General features: G+C 58.0%; 13 protein-coding genes. 11 read left to right on the forward strand and 2 right to left on the reverse strand.

Annotated features, from left to right (window positions below):
• The first annotated feature begins 14 nt into the window (after positions 1-14).
• The 8 genes from doeB to CFN46_RS17415 all read left to right on the forward strand — a co-directional run bounded on the left by doeB (position 15) and on the right by CFN46_RS17415 (position 12,345).
• On the forward strand, positions 15-1,100 hold the full coding sequence (gene doeB, locus CFN46_RS03785) for a N(2)-acetyl-L-2,4-diaminobutanoate deacetylase DoeB (protein ID WP_088742755.1): 1,086 nt from the start codon (positions 15-17) through the stop codon (positions 1,098-1,100).
• On the forward strand, positions 1,097-1,591 hold the full coding sequence (locus CFN46_RS03790) for an Lrp/AsnC family transcriptional regulator (RefSeq protein WP_248623741.1): 495 nt from the start codon (positions 1,097-1,099) through the stop codon (positions 1,589-1,591). The genes doeB and CFN46_RS03790 overlap by 4 nt, the downstream gene beginning before the upstream one ends.
• Before the next feature lie 50 nt (positions 1,592-1,641).
• Positions 1,642-2,577: a glutamate racemase gene (gene murI / locus CFN46_RS03795; RefSeq protein ID WP_088742756.1), complete on the forward strand. Its 936-nt coding sequence runs from the start codon at positions 1,642-1,644 to the stop codon at positions 2,575-2,577.
• A 204-nt stretch (positions 2,578-2,781) separates the two neighbouring features.
• On the forward strand, positions 2,782-3,912 hold the full coding sequence (trmA, locus tag CFN46_RS03800; RefSeq protein WP_088742757.1) for a tRNA (uridine(54)-C5)-methyltransferase TrmA: 1,131 nt from the start codon (positions 2,782-2,784) through the stop codon (positions 3,910-3,912).
• A 323-nt stretch (positions 3,913-4,235) separates the two neighbouring features.
• On the forward strand, positions 4,236-9,074 hold the full coding sequence (locus CFN46_RS03805) for an NAD-glutamate dehydrogenase (RefSeq protein ID WP_088742758.1): 4,839 nt from the start codon (positions 4,236-4,238) through the stop codon (positions 9,072-9,074).
• Between the two features lie 283 nt (positions 9,075-9,357).
• The gene (locus tag CFN46_RS03810; protein WP_024953133.1) at positions 9,358-10,467 is read left to right on the forward strand and encodes a hypothetical protein; all 1,110 of its coding nucleotides are present in this window, start codon (positions 9,358-9,360) and stop codon (positions 10,465-10,467) included.
• A gap of 222 nt (positions 10,468-10,689) precedes the next feature.
• Entirely contained in the window at positions 10,690-11,739 is a 1,050-nt protein-coding gene (locus CFN46_RS03815; protein ID WP_088742759.1) for a quinone-dependent dihydroorotate dehydrogenase, read from the forward strand.
• A gap of 315 nt (positions 11,740-12,054) precedes the next feature.
• Positions 12,055-12,345: a hypothetical protein gene (locus CFN46_RS17415; RefSeq protein ID WP_141103625.1), complete on the forward strand. Its 291-nt coding sequence runs from the start codon at positions 12,055-12,057 to the stop codon at positions 12,343-12,345.
• A gap of 217 nt (positions 12,346-12,562) precedes the next feature.
• Here the strand turns inward: CFN46_RS17415 and rmf are convergent, their stop codons facing one another.
• Positions 12,563-12,772, reverse strand: coding sequence for a ribosome modulation factor (rmf, locus tag CFN46_RS03820; protein WP_024953135.1), 210 nt, complete (start codon positions 12,770-12,772; stop codon positions 12,563-12,565).
• Positions 12,773-13,261: 489 nt separating this feature from the next.
• Between rmf and rlmKL the strand changes: the two genes are divergently transcribed.
• Both rlmKL and CFN46_RS03835 read left to right on the forward strand, forming a co-directional pair.
• A complete protein-coding gene (gene rlmKL / locus CFN46_RS03830; protein ID WP_088742761.1) occupies positions 13,262-15,478 on the forward strand; it encodes a bifunctional 23S rRNA (guanine(2069)-N(7))-methyltransferase RlmK/23S rRNA (guanine(2445)-N(2))-methyltransferase RlmL in 2,217 nt (738 codons plus the stop codon).
• A 15-nt stretch (positions 15,479-15,493) separates the two neighbouring features.
• The gene (locus tag CFN46_RS03835) at positions 15,494-15,823 is read left to right on the forward strand and encodes a glutaredoxin family protein (RefSeq protein WP_169734544.1); all 330 of its coding nucleotides are present in this window, start codon (positions 15,494-15,496) and stop codon (positions 15,821-15,823) included.
• A 125-nt stretch (positions 15,824-15,948) separates the two neighbouring features.
• Here the strand turns inward: CFN46_RS03835 and CFN46_RS03840 are convergent, their stop codons facing one another.
• Positions 15,949-16,227: a WGR domain-containing protein gene (locus CFN46_RS03840; RefSeq protein ID WP_024953138.1), complete on the reverse strand. Its 279-nt coding sequence runs from the start codon at positions 16,225-16,227 to the stop codon at positions 15,949-15,951.
• Positions 16,228-16,441: 214 nt separating this feature from the next.
• Between CFN46_RS03840 and pdxB the strand changes: the two genes are divergently transcribed.
• Positions 16,442-17,620, forward strand: coding sequence for a 4-phosphoerythronate dehydrogenase PdxB (pdxB, locus tag CFN46_RS03845; RefSeq protein WP_088742762.1), 1,179 nt, complete (start codon positions 16,442-16,444; stop codon positions 17,618-17,620).
• Positions 17,621-17,802 lie beyond the last annotated feature (182 nt).

Consider the following 17,802-nt stretch of genomic DNA (forward strand, 5'->3'; position numbering starts at 1 on the left):
CAAGGAGGCCCTGTATGCGTGAATCTCCCATCAGTCTGACCATTGATCTGAACGCCGATGGTGTTCGACACGGCTTCTTCAAATTGCCGATTTCCACCGATGACTCGGCGTGGGGCGCCGTCATGACCCCGATCAGCGTGATTGCCAACGGCGAAGGGCCGACGGTGCTGCTGACCGGCGGCAATCATGGGGATGAATACGAAGGCATCACTGCGCTTTACAAGCTGGCGGCGCGCCTGACAGTGGAGGAAGTGCAAGGTCGGGTGATCATCGTGCCGACCATGAATGCGCTGGCGGCGAAGGCGGGTCGTCGCTGCTCACCGCTGGATGGCGGCAACCTGAACCGTAGCTTCCCCGGCGCCCCGGGCGGCGGCCCCACGCAGCAGATCGCAGACTACTTCACTCGCGTGCTGGTGCCGCAGTGTGACTTCGCGCTGGACCTCCACTCTGGCGGGCGCACGCTGGATATCCTGCCGTTTGCCGCGGCGCATCGTCTTGACTACCTCGAGGAATCGTTGGGCGTCGAGCAGTGTCGTCATCAGGAGGCGGAGAGTCTCGCTGGCGCGCTGGCTTTCGGTGCGCCTTCCGCGATGATGATGTTCGAGCTGGATGCCGAGGCGCTCTACGACACCGCCGTCGAGCGGCAGGGCAAGATTTTCGTCACGACGGAACTGGGTGGTGGAGGTTCGACCACACCGGAGCGTCAGGCGATAGCGGACCGCGGCGTCGATAACTTCCTCACCTTCAGTGGTGTGCTACGCACACGCAGTCGCGCTGACCTTGAAGAAGAGCTTGAAGGTCAGCGGGCGAGCCAGACGGCATCCCCTCTGCTGATCGACATGCCGGACGCCAGTTGCTATGTGCAGAGTGAGCATGAGGGGCTGCTGGAACTGTGTGTGGCGCTCGGTGAGCAAGTCGTGGCAGGCCAGTGCGTGGCACGGGTTTATCCCTTGGGCCGAGCTGGGCAACCGGCGGTGGAGTATCGTGCCGAACGTGAGGGTGTGCTGGTCGCGCGTCGTTTCCCTGCCCAGGTCGCGTTGGGTGATACGCTGGCAGTGATCGCGGAGGTGGTGGATAACCTCGCGCGTGATGCCACATGAGCGCGAGTCACCCCCGCATGCTGCCTGCACCGAAACTCGATGCGTTTGATCTCAAGATTCTGGCAATTCTCGAACGGGATGGCCGCATCACCAAGTCGCGGTTGGCGGAGGAGATCAATCTCTCGGTCAGCCCGTGTTGGGAGCGCGTCAAGCGTCTGGAACAGGCTGGCATCATTGAAGGTTATGCGGCGCGCATCAATCAGTCGCTGTTAGCAGGAGAGGGCCCGCTGGCAGCAGCACCCCGCACGCCGGTGTGGGTCGAGATTCATCTCAAGCACCATGATGCCGCAAGCTTTCAGCGCTTCGAGAAGGCCATGCGCGAGGCGGATGAGGTGATCGAGTGTGTCGCGGTCGGCGGCGGTGTGGATTATCTGTTGCGACTTGAGACGGCGAGCATCGACGCCTATCAGCGATTGATCGATCGCTGGTTGATCTCGGAGCTGGGGATTGATCGCTATTTCACCTACATCGTCACCAAGCAGGTAAAATAGCTCGCTGTTCATGTCAGCCTTCTTCCTCCGTGCTGCGAGATTTCAACATCATGGCGTTTTCTACCGCCCACATTGCTCATGCTGTCACTCTGTCCGAGGGGGGGGATGGCCAGCCAGAAGCTCCCGTGCTGGTCTTTGATTCCGGCGTAGGGGGCTTGTCGGTCGCGGCGGAAATTCGTCGTCACTGGCCAGCCCTGTCACTGGCCTATGTCTGCGATAACGCGGCATTGCCTTACGGCACCAAGGCGGACGACTGGCTGGTGACGCGAATTACTGAGGTCTGCGTGGCCGCGGTAAAGGCCAGTGGCGCACGTGCCCTTGTCGTCGCCTGCAATACCGCCAGTACACTGGCGCTGACCTCACTGCGTAAAGTGCTGAAGATTCCCGTGATCGGTACCGTGCCGGCGATAAAGCCAGCCGCGGCGCTGGCGCGTGTTCGTCAAAGCGATATACGTCGTCAGCAGGGAGCGCCGCCGGTATTTGCACTGCTGGCAACTTCCGCCACCGTGAGGCGCAGCTATACCGAGCAGCTGATCCATGATTTTGCATCCGACTGCCGAGTGATTCGCGTCGCCGCTGATCCGCTGGTCGCGGAGGCAGAACGACGCCTGCGGGGGGAGGTATCACGCCCACAGGTGGTCACTGATAGCCTGGCGGATTTAGCCGCAGTGGAAGATCTGGAAGTGGTCATTCTCGGCTGCACGCACTTTCCGCTACTGAGTGCAGATATCTCCGCGGCACTGACCAAAGGGGCTCAAGGGGTGCAAGGAGACCAGGTTCGTGTGGCACTGATAGATTCCGGCGCCGCGATTGCGCGGCGTGTCGCCGAGGTGTTGGCGCTGAAAGTGTTGGCAGCTGATACGCATGAGCAGACTGCCACGGGTATCGCATTGGCCACAGATACGGGGCAAGCGGGACTGTCCATCGCACTGGCCAGCCAAGGCTTTGCGCCAGCGCGAGCGCTGATATTGGAAAATGCTGTATAGCGTTAGTGTGATTGGCCCGCTAGCGACGATCAGCACGTATTGTCTGTATTCCTCTCATCTCGCACTTGAGCTTCGCGCTGCCGGTGGTAGGCTAGCGCGCCCAACCTCTAAATGGACGTGTCTGGTGCGTCATTCGATGACGCTGACTTGCGTACCTTTATTCATCGTTTCAGTGCTGCGGTATGCCCGCAGGCAGGAGTTAGTGTGGCCATACCCGTCGTCGATTCAAGTCAGTACGAGAGCCAGCTTGCCGAAAAGGCTGAGCAGATCAAGGCGCGTTTTTCGGCCTTTGATACGCCGGAACTTGAGGTGTTTGCGTCGCCGTCGAGCCACTACCGCATGCGCTGCGAATTTCGTATCTGGCACGAAGACGATGATCTCTTCTATGCAATGTTCGAGGTCGAGATCGACTCTGAGGGCGAGAAGCAGAAGACCGTCGTCCGCATGGATCAGTTTCCGGTGGCCAGTCAGCGCATCAATGCACTGATGCCGCTGCTGCTTGAGCGCATCAAGGCAAGCCCGGTGCTGCGTGAGCGTCTATTCCAATGTGATTTCCTTACTACGCTGAGTGGCGAGGCGCTGATCACACTGATCTATCACCGCAAGCTCGAAGAAGACTGGGAAGTCGAAGCGCGTGCGCTGGAGAAAGATCTCGGCATCATGATCATCGGTCGCTCGCGCAAGCAGCACATCGTGTTGACCCAAGATCACGTTTTCGAGCGCCTTGAAGTTGATGGCAAGGAGTATGTCTACCAGCAGGTCGAGAACAGCTTCACTCAGCCCAATGCCGAGATCTGCTGCTCGATGCTCAGTTGGGCACGCGACGTGACCCATCCAGCCAAGGCGATCGAGGAAGGCCGAGAGCAAGGCGACCTGGTTGAGCTTTATTGTGGCAATGGCAACTTCACCATCGCGCTAGCCGAGAATTTCCGCCGCGTGCTGGCGACTGAAATCTCGCGCACCTCGGTGGCATCGGCGCAAATCAATCTGGCTGCCAATGGCATCGATAATGCTCAGGTAGCGCGCATGTCAGCGGAAGATTTCTCGTTGGCGCTGGCGGGTGAGAAGGACGGCCGTCGTGTGGCGGAGATGGACCTCGAGAATCACGACTTCCGCACCGTGCTGGTAGACCCGCCGCGTGCGGGTCTTGACGATGACAGCTGCGAACAGACCGCTCGCTACGAGCGTATTGTCTATATTTCCTGCAATCCGCAGACGCTGTTCAACAATCTAGAAGTGCTGTGCCGCACTCACCGCATCGAACGCTTTGCGCTGTTTGATCAGTTCCCCTACACCGATCATCTGGAATGTGGCGTTTACCTGGTCAAGAAATAAGCAGTTCGACCACTTAGCTTGGTGCTTGAAATCAAGGAGCCTCGTTGCCATCTGCCTAACAGGTGATCGGTAGCGGGGCTTTTTCGTGGGTACTTTTTATCCGCATTAGACTTTCGTTTCATGTGCTGGCGTGCAAGTCAATACCCGATGCACAGATGTAATGCTGCATGACCAATATGGAACAGGCATGTAGCAGAGGCACAGACTGCGCTAGTCTGTGTTGCACTGAATGAATCTATAGTGTGATGCCTGATTAACAGGCGGACGCGGATTCTCTATGACTATTCTTCCTGATACTTCCATCAGGTCAGTCGAGGTGATCGATGCTACACGTGGCAACGGACGGCAAGCAGGAATTCCTTGCGCAGCTTGAAGAGCAGCTGAACAAGCGACTTCCCAAGGACAAGGTGCAGGAAATCGCGGCCTTTGCGCGCGATTACCACGCGACGGCTTCCTTCGAGGACATGGCCGAGCGCAAGCTGGATGATCTTTACGGTTCCACTCTGGCCGTATGGCACTTCCTGCAGAGCCACGATGCTCCCAAGGTGCGTGCATACAATCCTGACTTCGAGAAGCATGGTTGGCAGTCGACTCATACCATTATCGAAGTGCTGCACACCGACATGCCGTTCTTGGTCGATTCGGTCCGCATTGAGCTCAATCGCCGTGGCATCACCGTTCACGCCATCCACAACGCTGTGCTGTCTGTCGTGCGTGATGCGGCTGGCAAGCTTGAACGTGTCACATCACCGCGCGCTGACAAAGCCCCCGAGACACGTGAGTCACTGATCTACATCGAGGTGGATCGCCACACTGATCAAGCGGCGCTGGAAGATCTCGAAGCCAGCCTGCGCGAAGTGCTGGCAGAAGTGCGCGTCGCCGTGGCCGATTTTGAAGCCATGCGTGGTCAAGGTGCCCAGGCGCTGCAGGAGCTGCGCGACAATCGTCCGCCGACCGTCTCCGAGGCTGACCATCAGGAAGCCTGTGACTTCATGACGTGGATGGGTAACGACCACTTCACCTTCCTGGGCTATGACGAGTACACCGTCGACGAACAGGAAGATGGCACCCGCGTACTGAGCAAGGTCGAGGGCTCAGAGCTGGGTGTGCTGAAGCTGGATCTGGAGCGTTACCACGAGCAGTCCCGTCACCAGAAGAGCGTCAACAGCGATCAGTACGTGCTGATTCCCGAACTACTGTCGTTCGCCAAGAGCGCCTTCCACGCCCGTGTGCATCGTCCGGCATATCCTGACTACATCACCGTCGAACGCTTCGACGCTGAAGGCCGTGTGATCGGTGAGCGCCGCTTCCTGGGCCTCTACACCTCTACGGTGTACAACCAGAGCCCGCGCAACGTGCCGATTCTGCGCCGCAAGGTGCAGGCTGTCATGGAAGCCGCCGGTGTGAACCCGAAGGGCCACAACGGCAAGCATCTGTTGCAGATTCTGGAAGTCTATCCGCGCGATGACCTCTTCCAGATCTCCACCGATGAACTGACGCGTACCGCGACCAGTATCCTCAACATTCGTGAGCGTCGTCGCGTACGCCTGATCGTGCGTGAAGACCGCTTCGGCAAGTTCTTCTCCGTGCTGGTCTTCGTGCCACGCGATGTCTACTCCACCGATTTGCGTGTCCGCATCCAGAATCTACTCTGCGAAGAGTTGGATGCCACCTTCGGTGACTTTACGCCGTACCTCTCCGAGTCAGTATTGACGCGTATCCAGTTCATCCTGCGCTTCAAGGGTGATGAACCGGGTCAATACGACATGCGCGCGCTGGAGAACAAGATTGCTCAGCTGGCACGTAGCTGGCGTGACGAGCTGCATGAAGCGATGGTCGAAGGCTTTGGTGAAGAGCAGGCCAATGAGCTGATGACACGCTACCGTGACGCCTTCCCGGGCAGTTACCGTGACGATTTCTCGCCGCGCACCGCCGTCTATGACGTGGGTCACCTGCGTGCGCTGGACGAGGGGGATGCAGTGGGTCTGAGTACCTACCGTCTGGTGGAAGACGACAATTCTGGCGTCAACCTCAAGCTGTTCCACAAGCACAAGCCGATTCCGCTGTCTGATGTGTTGCCGGTGCTCGAGAATCTGGGCCTGCGCGTCATTGGCGAGCGTCCTTACGAGATCGCGCGTACTGATGCCAATTGCTGGGTGCATGATTTCGATCTTGAACATCACGGCAAGGGCGCAGTTGAGCTTTCTGAAGTGCGCGAGGGTTTCATCGAAGCCTTCAAGAAGATCTGGTCTGGCGACGCGGAATCCGATGCCTTCAACCGCCTGATCATCGGCTCCGGCCTTGATTGGCGTGAAGTGGCGATGCTGCGTGCCTACGCGCGCTACCTGAAGCAGATCCGTTTTGGTCTGTCTCAGGCCTACATCGCCAATGCGCTGGGTAGCCATCCGGACATCACCCGCGAGCTAGTGCAGCTCTTCAACCTGCGCTTTGACCCGCAGGGCCAAGGTGTTGAAGACGATGTCAGCGCCTGTCGTGAGCGCATCAATGGTCTACTTGATCAGGTCTCCAGCCTGAATGATGACCGCCTGCTGCGTCGCTACGTAGACCTGATGATGGCTACGCTGCGTACCAACTTCTTCCAGCCGGCTGCCGATGGTCAGGCCAAGGACTACATCAGCTTCAAGCTCGACACGCGCAAGATTCCTGACGTGCCGAAGCCGCGCCCGATGTTCGAGATCTTCGTCTACTCGCCGCGCGTCGAAGGCGTGCACCTGCGCGGTGGCAAGGTCGCACGTGGTGGCCTGCGTTGGTCTGATCGCCACGAAGATTTCCGCACCGAGGTGCTGGGTCTGGTCAAGGCGCAGCAGGTCAAGAACGCAGTCATCGTGCCGGTCGGTGCCAAGGGCGGTTTCGTCTGCAAGCGTATGCCAGAAACCAATGATCGTGATGTGATCCAGAAAGAGGGTATCGCCTGCTACCAGATCTTCATCCGCGCACTGCTCGATATCACCGACAACCTGTCGGGTGGTGACGTCATGCCGCCACCGTCCGTCGTACGTTACGACGAAGACGACCCCTACATGGTGGTCGCTGCCGATAAAGGCACTGCGACCTTCTCCGACATTGCCAATGCCATCTCCAACGAGTATGGCTTCTGGCTGGGCGACGCCTTTGCTTCTGGCGGCGCGAATGGTTACGACCACAAGGGCATGGGCATCACCGCCAAGGGTGCCTGGGTCGGTGTGCAACGCCACTTCCGTGAGATGGGTATCAACATCCAGGAAGACGAGTTCAGCGTGGTCGGTATCGGTGATATGGCTGGTGACGTCTTCGGTAACGGCATGTTATTGTCCGAGAAAATTCGCCTGGTCGGCGCCTTCAACCACCGCAATATCTTCGTCGATCCGACTCCGGACATCGCGAAGAGCTTTGCCGAGCGTGAGCGCCTGTTCCGTCTGCCGCGTTCCAGCTGGGATGACTACGACAAGAGCCTGATCAGCGAAGGCGGCGGTCTCTTCTCACGCGATGCCAAGACCATCGCCATCAGTGCCCAGATGAAAGCCGTCTTTGGACTCAGCGAAGACCATCTGACACCGAATGAGTTGATCAATGCGATGCTCAAGGCGCAGGTTGATCTGGTCTGGAACGGCGGTATCGGGACTTACGTCAAGTCCTCCGCCGAGACACATGCCGATGTCGGTGACAAGGCCAATGATGGCCTGCGCATCGATGGTCGTGACCTGCGCTGCAAGGTGGTAGGCGAGGGTGGCAACCTGGGGCTGACCCAGCGTGGCCGTATGGAAGCGGCATCCAAGCGTGGCGTGCGCGTCAACACTGACTTCATCGACAATGCCGGTGGTGTTAACTGCTCGGATCACGAGGTCAACATCAAGATCCTGCTGGACGATATCGTCGCCCGCGGTGATCTGACCGACAAGCAGCGCAATCAGCAGCTGGCCGAGATGACAGATGAAGTCGGCGAGCTGGTGATCAAGGACAACTATCGCCAGACCCAGGCACTGTCGCTCTCCGAGCTTCAGTCCAAGGAAGGCATGGGCGTCTTCCGTCGCTTCATCAATGAGTTGGAAGCAGCGGGCACGCTGGACCGTGAACTCGAGTTCCTGCCCTCTGATGAAGCGCTGATCGAGCGTGGCAATGCTGATGAAGCGCTAACGCTGCCGGAACTGTCCGTGCTGGTGTCCTATGCCAAGAGCGATCTCAAGACCAGCTTGATCGCTTCTGATGTGCCGGACGATAGCTATGTGCAGCAACATCTGGAACGTGCCTTCCCGCGCGTCCTGATGGAGCGCTTCCCGCAAGAGATGTATCAGCACCGCTTGAAGCGTGAGATTGCCGCGACCCAGATCGCCAATGACCTGGTCGATCACATGGGTATCGCCTTCGTACGTCGTCTTGAAGACACTACCGGTGCAGGCAAGGCCGAGATTGCACGTGCCTACATCGTGGCGCGTGACAGCTTCAACCTTGAAGCGCTGTGGGTGCAGATCGAAGCGCTGGATCACCAGGTGCCGGCAGAACTGCAGTACCGCATGATGAGTGATCTGATGCGTCTGATGCGTCGTTCGACTCGCTGGTTCCTGCGTCAGCGCAGCGCCATGAGCGTCAAGGAGTGCATCGGTCACTTCGCGCCGCGTCTGGCACAGTTGTCGGAAAGCATTGGCGAACGCCTCAAGGGCGAAGCCCGCGAGAGCTGGGAAGCTCGTCGTGACAGCTATGTCGAAGCAGGCGTGCCGGAAGCGCTGGCGAGCACTATCGCGGCGACCTCAAGCCTGTATGCCGGTCTCGGTATCATCGAGGCTGCCAAGGTGACGGGTGAGAAGATCAATCGTGTGGCAGAAACCTTCTATGGTATCGGCCATCGCCTCGAGCTACCGTGGGTCGGTGACAAGATCAGCGGTCTGGACGTACAGGACAGCTGGCAGGCCCAGGCACGTGAGAGCTTCCGCGATGACCTCGATCGCCAGCAGTTGGCACTCACCGTCAGTGTGCTCAAGCAGGACAATGCACCGCGTGAGATCGATGAGCGTGTCGATCGCTGGATGACGAGCCATGAGCACCTGGTGGGTCGCTGGTGTGCACTGCTCGGTGAAATGAAGAGTGGTGCTCCGCTAAGCTTCCCGCTGTTTGCTGTTGCACTGCGTGAGCTGGTGGACCTGGCGGAATCCAAGCGCGAAGCCTGATTGCTGGAAATGACAGGGCGATGATCAATCGCCCTGATCCCGCTGCCTTTGCGAAGGCGGTGGGGTGACATGAAAAGCCCTCACCTCCCGTGAGGGCTTTTTTTATCGTCATGCATCAGAAAAATGTAGTTTGCCAAAGCATGCAGTAAGGTAACTGTCGCCAGCGGTCTGGTATGCTGAAGCCACAGCTTGTGTAGACCTTAATGACACGTCTTGAGGGTTGCTGCGGCAACACTCAAAGGCAGATGTTTTCAAAGCTCCAGTACAACAAGGCAGAGACACCATGTCACATCGTGCGTTACCCCTTGCCTGCGCCCTTGCGCTCGGCCTTTCCACATTGACTTTCCAGGTTGCGCTGGCAGACGGTAGCCCTGCTCAGCAGCGCGCTGAAGCGGCTGCGGGCAAGCTTGATGTCTCCAAGTTCCTCAAGCCACGCAGCGATGCCCACAGCCAGAACTTCCAGTTCGGTGGCACCAGCGTGCATCAGTTCACCATCAAGGAAGCGGGCCGTTACGAGATTGACGGCAATGCCAACTTTGACGTGACAGATCCCTATACGCTCAAGGCGACTCTTGAAGACGAGCAGGGTGCGACCGTCGTGTCAGCAGAGGGTAATCGTGCTTCTGATGGCTTGAAGATCAGCACCGAACTTCAGCCGGGCACTTACAAACTGCGTGTGCGTGGCGACAAGCTGAGTGCAGGCAAGTCAGGTGGCAACACCTATGAAGTGAATGTGGTAGGTCTCAACGAGAGCGGTGAGAAGCTGTCTGCCGAGGACAGTGGTATCGAGACTGGCGATGGACTGGTCTTCCTCGATACTGATGGTGATGGCCGTCGTACCGCCTTCGTCAATGCTGATGATGAAGTCGCTACCATCAAGCCGGCGACCGTCGCAGCAGCAGAGCAAGCGGCACGTGAGAGCAAGACTGCCGAGACAGGCAGTGCAGCGGCATCAGGTGCCATGGGGGCGACTGAAGGTGCTGCTGATGCCGCTGATGCTGGTCAGACAGCGGCCGCCACCGGCAGCGCAGCCGTTACTCAGTCAGAAGCCGAACCGCAGGATCGTCGCTTCGACGAGATCGTTACCGATGTGCGTATCAACGAGAAGGGTGAGGTCTTGACCTTCGATGTCGGCGAGCGCGGCACCGTGACCATCGATAGTGAAACCTTCCCGGGTAGCGAAGGTACCTACAAGCTGGAGATGCGCTTGCTGGATGCCAGCGGCAATGCAGTCGCTAGCGACAAGGGCAAAGGCTTCCAGGGAGACTTCCATCTCAAGACAGTGCTTGAGCCGGGCCGTTATACCGTATGGGTCAGTGGTCGCAAGTACGGTACGTCCATGGAGGGTGTCAATAACTACACCGTTCGTGTGCAGCAGCTTGACGTGAAGTGATCTGGACAAGGAGGCCATTCTGGAAAGCTTCTCGCTAACGGAAGTCCTCACCGGATAGATCAAGGACGGCCCCTATACGGGGTCGTCCTTTTTTATGCTCATATTGGGAGGGCAATCTGTCCTGCGGTGTCTGTTGTACGAGGCTTCGGGTATAATCCGCGCCCAGTCTTGCTCGTGGCCTAGTCTTGCTGCCATGACCCCGTCTGCCGCCTGGAGATTGCCATGTACTCGCTCGCTCGTTCTCTACTGTTCAGACTCGATCCGGAAACGGCCCACAGTGTGACACTCAGTGCGCTCGATATGGCGCATCGTCTAGGGATGGCACGTGGACTTGGCGGAGAAGCCCCGCAAGATCCCATCACACTGATGGGACTCACATTCCCCAATCGTGTTGGGCTCGCCGCAGGGCTCGACAAGAATGCCGATCATCTTGAGGCTCTTGGCGCGCTCGGTTTCGGGTTTGTTGAAGTCGGTACGGTGACACCGAAAGGGCAGTCTGGTAATCCCAAGCCGCGTCTTTTCCGGCTGCCGGCGCATCAGGCGATCATCAACCGCATGGGCTTCAACAATGCAGGTGTTGAGCATCTGGTCGAGCGCGTCAAGGCAGCGCAGCAGTCCGGAAAATCCCGATACCAGGGCGTATTGGGCATCAATATCGGCAAGAATCTGACGACCGCTGTCGATGATGCGTTGAGTGATTACCTGCTGTGTCTGGACGCCGTACATGCTCACGCCGACTACATCACCGCCAACATCTCATCGCCCAATACTCCCGGGCTGCGCAATCTTCAGTTCGGTGATCACTTGAGTGAGTTGTTGGCGGGTTTACGTCAGCGCTGCGATCAGCTGGATGCTAGCCGTGGCAAGAAGGTGCCGCTGGTGATCAAGATTGCACCGGACATGGATAGCGACGAAATTCTCTTCGTGGCTCGCGCCCTGGCTGACAATGGCATTGATGGTGTGATTGCCACCAATACCACCATCGAGCGCACTGCAGTGGCGGGTAATGTTCATGCCAATGAGGCCGGTGGGCTGTCAGGAGCACCGGTACGTGAGTCGTCTACCCGCGTGATTCGTGGCCTGCGTGATGCGTTGCCGCAGATGCCGATTATCGGTGTAGGAGGAATCACCGATGGTGAGAGTGCGCGCGAGAAGATTACTGCGGGTGCTGATCTGGTCCAGCTTTACTCCGGCTTGATTTATCGTGGCCCGTCACTGGTCGGTGAGTGCGTACGCGCGCTGGATAAGGCTGATACTCTGATTCGGGTGTAACGGCCCAGGTGATAGCCAGATAAGATCATCGTGTCAGCTGGGCACAAAAGCAGACATATAATAGAAAAGCCGCCCCCTGTTATCAGCAGGAGGCGGCCTCGGTACCGGCGTGAAGATGAAATGGCGATGACAGTATATTTTCGTGATCTGTCAGCGCCGTGTTGGCTGCCATGTCCAGCCAGCGTGCACGATGCGAAGCGCTTTTCCGCCAAGGATGACGGCTTGGGTAAGACCCATTGAGCTCATCGGGCCGTGGTTAGTGAATGCAGGCGTGAAGCGTATTGCAGCTTCTGACGAACCTGCGGATGCAGTCAAGTGAACGTATACCCGTGCCGTACTCCGCGCTGGACCGTCGCCCCCGCAGGCCGTCGCCTGCCGCGCTTGTTGATAGAGCATGATGGCAAGTGCCGTGACACGGGCGCCAACATCGCGGCCATCAAGGTAACTACAGGTGCAGGCCCCATTGCCTACATCTCAGTCATCCTGTCTGTGCCGTGCGTCATCAAGGTAGAAATAAGGCGTTACCTCCCTGGTGGTCAGGCTTGTCGCACTGCGACATCCTTGGGATTTTTCCGGGTGAAGTCGGTATTGGCCGACTCACCGTGAACACCTCGAGTCCTCTCTATACGTGCCTACCGGGGCCTGGTGAGAGGTTTGCCGGTGGCGTGATGCCGGAATCCGCTTGCGCAGCGCATCAGGCTGCGTGGGCGGGGTGAATGGCGCGATGCGCCATCATGCCGGAGTCATATCCATCATGTGATGATTCTGTATATGACTCCGGTGTATTACGTCGACTCCATCTTGCTTGGCAGGGAACAGTACCTTAGGACAGCACCATCGGATTCTTGTGTATGCCAGAAACGCCGGTCATACCAGACCACTGGTCTCCACGTCCTTCACGCCAGCCACTCATCCAGAATTCACGCATATTTACATCGATACTGGGACATTCGTCACGGGAGCGGCCAGTTACTCCGGCCTTGTAGCCGTGAACATAGGCACGCTGAAAGCGATCACGTTTCTGTCTCTTCATGGATGACCTCTATGTGAGAACCCATCGGCGCTGTGAGTCACTGCCTGCAATGATGTCTCGATGAGGCGTGGCCTGATCGCAGACGCCAGATGCAGCACGATGCGCCGATTGAGAGAGTAGGCCGATGCCCTGACAGGCACCTTCGCCTCATGCTTCATCATCTCGTTCTGTTGACCAGTCATGTCGGAAAAGGTCGCGGGTGTGAGATGATTGAGAGTCTTGCTTGAATACGCTCGAGTGTGATGATGGAAAGGTCACTATTCTCCTGTACCGACACTATTGATACCTGTGCGGGTTTGGAAAATTGCCCGAATGAGGGTTTCGCTCCTTGACCCTCGATTTCGCATGGCGTGTTACCTGTCCGAATTCGTAGCTACACCTATAGTTTTTAGAACACTGCCTCTGGCTTGTCGACAGCCGTATAGGAATATCGCTAGTGCCAGAAGCCAACTCACAGGAATAAGTCCGGCATTTGCCGGTGAGAGATTCATGACTGACACAACCTCTGCGACCTCGCCCCGTGCGCCCAGCAACCCGCTATCCACCTGGTTTGCGACCTGCCCGCGTGGCATTGAAACGCTGCTGGCTGACGAGCTGACTGCCTTGGGTGCCGAGGTGACTGGAACTACCGTCGCTGGTGTGCATTTCAATGGCAGTCAGGAAATGGCCTATCGCACCATCCTGTGGTCACGCCTGGCTAACCGCATCATTCGCTTGCTGACTCGCGTCGGTGGTGTGGATACCGGTGAGCAATTGCGCAAGGCAAGTGCTGGGGTCGATTGGGCGATGGAATTGCCTGATCGTGCCTCTATCGCCGTCGATTTCCACGGAACGTGGAAAGACATCCGGCATACTTTCTTTGGCGCTCAGACCGTCAAGGATGGCATCGTCGAGGCGATGTTCGAGGAAGGGCGCAACAAGCCGACGGTCGATGGCAAGGGCGCTGATCTGCGTATCTATGCCCATCTGCATAACGGTTACATCACGCTGGGTATTGACCTGGTCGGGCGTAGCTTGCATCAGCGCGGCTATCGCCCGGATATTGCTCACGCACCGCTCAAGGAAAACTTGGCCGCGGCCCTGTTGATGCGCGCTGATTGGCCGGCACGTGCGGCACGTGGCGAAAGCCTGGTCGACCCGATGTGTGGTTCCGGTACGCTATTGATCGAAGCGGCACTGATGGCGGCTGATATCGCACCGCAAGCGCTGTGCGAGCAGTTTGCCTGCCGTCACTGGGGCCGCCACGACGAGCGTATCTGGACGGCGCTGCGTGAAGAGATGGAGCAGCGTGCCATTGCCGGGCGTCGTCAGGTTACGGCGCGTCTCTTTGGACGTGATTACAGCCCGCAGGCGATTTCGGCAGCACGTGCCAACGCCATGCGTGCTGGCATTCCTGCATTGATCGAATTTGAAGGTGCTTCCGTCGCGGAACTGACCTGCCCTGAAGGCGCCACGGCTGGCCTGGTGATCACCAATCCGCCTTATGGTGAGCGCTTGGGTGAGTTGCCGGCGTTGGTGCCGCTCTACGCGAGCCTGGGCGAGCGTATGAAGCGTCATTTCGGCGGCTGGACGCTGGCGATGTTCACCGGTAACCCTGATCTGGGTCACCGCCTGGGACTGCGTGCTCATCGTCAGTATGCTTTCCGCAATGGTCAGCTCGAATGCAAGCTGCTCATGATTGACGTGACCATGCGTGAGCGTGCGGCTGATGAAGACAGTGTGGTCGAAGATGCCCGAAGTCAGCCTGCGCTGAGCGAAGGCGGTCAGATGTTTGCCAATCGCCTGAAGAAAAATCAGAAGGCTCTGGCCCGCTGGCTCAAGCAAAGCAATACCACCTGCTATCGTCTCTACGATGCCGACATGCCGGAATACGCGCTGGCCATCGATATCTATGGCCGTCACGTGCACGTGCAGGAATACACGCCGCCCAAGTCCGTGGATGCAAGCCAAGCGCAGCGGCGCCTGATGGATGCCCTGGCCGCGATTCCCGGTGTGCTGGGTTGCTCGCCGAATGACATTCACATCAAGCAGCGTACCCGTCAGGCGGGCAAGGCACAGTACACGCGTCAGGATACCTCTGGTCAGCGCATCGAGATGCAGGAAGGCGATGCCAAGCTATGGGTGAATCTCAAGGACTATCTGGATACCGGGTTGTTTCTGGATCATCGTCCGGTACGCAAGCTGCTGGCGCGTGAAGCGGAAGGCAAGCGCTTCCTCAACCTGTTCTGCTATACCGCGACGGCCAGTGTGCACGCGGCATTGGGCGGGGCCAGTGAGAGTATCAGCGTCGACATGTCCAATACTTACCTGGATTGGGGGCGTGAGAACTTCAAGCTCAACGGCATCAATGAGAAGCGCCACCAGCTCGTACGGGGTGACTGCCTCAAGTGGCTGGAGCGCTCTCGCGAGCAATTCGACCTGATTTTCATGGATCCGCCGACGTTCTCCAACTCCAAGAAGATGGAAGGCACCCTGGATATTCAGCGCGACCACGCACGGTTGATTGACTTGGCGGTAGCGAGTCTGGCACCCGGCGGCACGCTGATTTTCTCCAATAACCATCGTCGTTTCGTGCTGGATGACAGCGTGAGCGAGCACCTGGTAGTGGAAAATCTATCGCGTAAGCTGCTGGATCCTGACTTCAAGCGTCGTCCGGATATCCATCACGTTTACCGCATTCGTCGTGTTAACGACGTGAAGGGCTAAATAATGGGTGCTTTGGTGCCACTGCAGCTTTTCACCACTGCAGGCTGCCATCTGTGCGGGCAGCTCGAGGCAATGCTTGTGCAGTCAGGTGCGCAGGTGATGCTGGAGAAGGTCGAGATTGCGGATGACGCAGCGCGGGTAGCGCGTTATGCCACCCGTATTCCGGTGCTGAGGACGTCTGCAGGCGAGGAATATTCTCTTGCAGACACTTCCCAGACGCTGTCGGAGTGGCTGACCATGCAAGGTGTCGAGCTATCCGTGCCAGGGTTGGCATTGGCGCCACCACAAGATGCACTCGTCTCCAGGACGGCTGTCATGCGCAATGGACGCCGTTTTCTCAACTGAGGTCGAGTCCTCGGCTGAGAGAGGTGCCGCACATCAAAAGACCGCCCATGCAATCATGCACGAGCGGTCTTTTGGTATGTAGCGTTTGATATATGGCGCACGCCAGTATGTTTATGCTGAGAAGTCTAGCCTTCCAATAGCGACATCTGATGCATGGCGTCTTCAGCCTCGGGACTGTCGGCGGTTGCCTCAAGTACCTTGGTGAAGCCGCGTGAAGCCTGGATATGCGCAAGATCGCTGACCCAGGTCATGGCTTGTTCGTAGTTCTCGGCAAGGTCATGTTTCAGCCCGCCGAACTGGGTGCCAATCTGGCCCCAGGAGCGGCTGACGATCCAGTCGCCGAACATGTCCTGATGCACATGGACCAGAACGTAATCGTGGTGGCTTTCCCAGCGGATGATCACGCGTGACTCCCGAAGCGAGACTGTGATGGCCTGACGATTGTCGCAAGCTTGTGACGCCCACGACGTGCGCCTAAGATGGCACGGCGGCGGGCAGGAAATCATACCATTGTAATCTTCGCGAGCTTTGCGACAAGGTATGAGGCAATAAAAGCCGATACGTCAGTGTAATATGCCCGCAGCGCAACCCATTGCCACAGGAAGGAAAAGGCAACAGATGCACATCATCGTGGATGATAACGTCCCCTTGGCAGATGAATTCTTCTCCGAATTGGGTGAAGTGACCTGTCTGCCCACCAGTGAGATCAACAACGCCGTCCTCAAGGATGCCGACATGTTGATCTGCCGTTCCACGCTTCGAGTGGATGAGGCGTTACTGGCGGGTACTCGCGTACGCTTCGTTGGTTCACCGATCATCGGCACCGATCACGTTGACCTCGACTGGCTCGAGTCTGCGGGAATCCATTTCACCAACGCACCAGGTTGTAACGCCGATTCGGTGGTGGATTACGTGCTGTCGTCGTTGTGGCATCTGGCCGAGCAGGAAGGCTTTGATCTACAGCTCAACCGCCGCTTTGGCGTCATCGGTGCCGGTCAGGTGGGGTCGCGGCTGATCAAGCGGCTCGAGTCCCTCGGTGCTGAGGTACTGGTCTGCGACCCGCCTCGTACTGAGGCCGAAGGGCAGGGCGATGAGAGCAAGAATGCGCCCCGCTTCGTTGATATCGATCAGCTGGTCGCGGAGTGTGATGTCATCTGTGTGCATACGCCGATGATCACTACTGGCGAGCACCAGACACATCATCTGATGAATGCGGAGCGCATCCATGCTCTCAAGCCTGGCAGCGTACTGTTGAGTGCCGGGCGCGGAGGCTGCGTCGATACTGCTGCGCTCAAGCAGCGCCTGCAGGAGCGTGGTGATCTGCTGACCGTACTTGATGTGTGGGAAAACGAGCCGGATATCGATGCCGAGCTTGCCTCGCTGGTGGATATCGCCACTCCGCATATTGCGGGTCACAGCCTGGATGGCAAGATGCAGGGTACTGAGATCATCTATCAACAGGCCTGCCGCTATTTCGGCTTGCCGGCACGTCGCAAATTGGGTCAGCTCAAACCTGATCCGTGGTTGCGCAAGCTGGTGTTGACGGGCTGGGCACCGCCCGAAGAAGCACTGGGTCTGTGCGTACGGGCCTGTTACGACGTGCGCCGTGATGTGTTGGGCCTACGTCGTTATCAGCGTCGCTTCGGTACTGCCGAAGGCTTTGTGCGCTATCGTCGCGAATATCCGCTGCGTCGTGAGTTTTCGACGTTGCGTGTTGAGCTGAAGAAGAACGCACGTGAACTGCGCGATGTTCTCGAAGGTTTCGGCTTCTCGCGCGTCAAGCTGGTGACCAAATGATGGGCTGAGCATTGCCCTCGGTCTTCAGTGTCTGTTCGTCTCGGCGCTACCCTTGTGTCATTCGCCCCTGTCGGTCATGCCGGCAGGGGCGTTTGCGTTTTGGCCGCGAGAAATGGTCGTTACGCTAGACGTTTCGGTCCGCGACCTTGGTCGATATAATGGCGCGCAATGTGCGACAAAGG

The sequence above is a fragment of the Cobetia sp. QF-1 genome (genome assembly GCF_002213105.1).
In the GTDB taxonomy this organism is placed as follows: domain Bacteria; phylum Pseudomonadota; class Gammaproteobacteria; order Pseudomonadales; family Halomonadaceae; genus Cobetia; species Cobetia crustatorum.

Excerpts from the sequence above, each read along its gene's own strand:
- murI (WP_088742756.1), top strand. The coding sequence starts at position 1,642 with ATGGCGTTTTCTACCGCCCACATTGCTCATGCTGTCACTCTGTCCGAG.
- pdxB (WP_088742762.1), top strand. The coding sequence starts at position 16,442 with ATGCACATCATCGTGGATGATAACGTCCCCTTGGCAGATGAATTCTTC.
- CFN46_RS03805 (WP_088742758.1), top strand. The coding sequence starts at position 4,236 with ATGCTACACGTGGCAACGGACGGCAAGCAGGAATTCCTTGCGCAGCTT.
- rlmKL (WP_088742761.1), top strand. The coding sequence starts at position 13,262 with ATGACTGACACAACCTCTGCGACCTCGCCCCGTGCGCCCAGCAACCCG.
- CFN46_RS03815 (WP_088742759.1), top strand. The coding sequence starts at position 10,690 with ATGTACTCGCTCGCTCGTTCTCTACTGTTCAGACTCGATCCGGAAACG.
- doeB (WP_088742755.1), top strand. The coding sequence starts at position 15 with ATGCGTGAATCTCCCATCAGTCTGACCATTGATCTGAACGCCGATGGT.
- rmf (WP_024953135.1), bottom strand. The coding sequence starts at position 12,772 with ATGAAGAGACAGAAACGTGATCGCTTTCAGCGTGCCTATGTTCACGGC.
- CFN46_RS03810 (WP_024953133.1), top strand. The coding sequence starts at position 9,358 with ATGTCACATCGTGCGTTACCCCTTGCCTGCGCCCTTGCGCTCGGCCTT.
- CFN46_RS03790 (WP_248623741.1), top strand. The coding sequence starts at position 1,097 with ATGAGCGCGAGTCACCCCCGCATGCTGCCTGCACCGAAACTCGATGCG.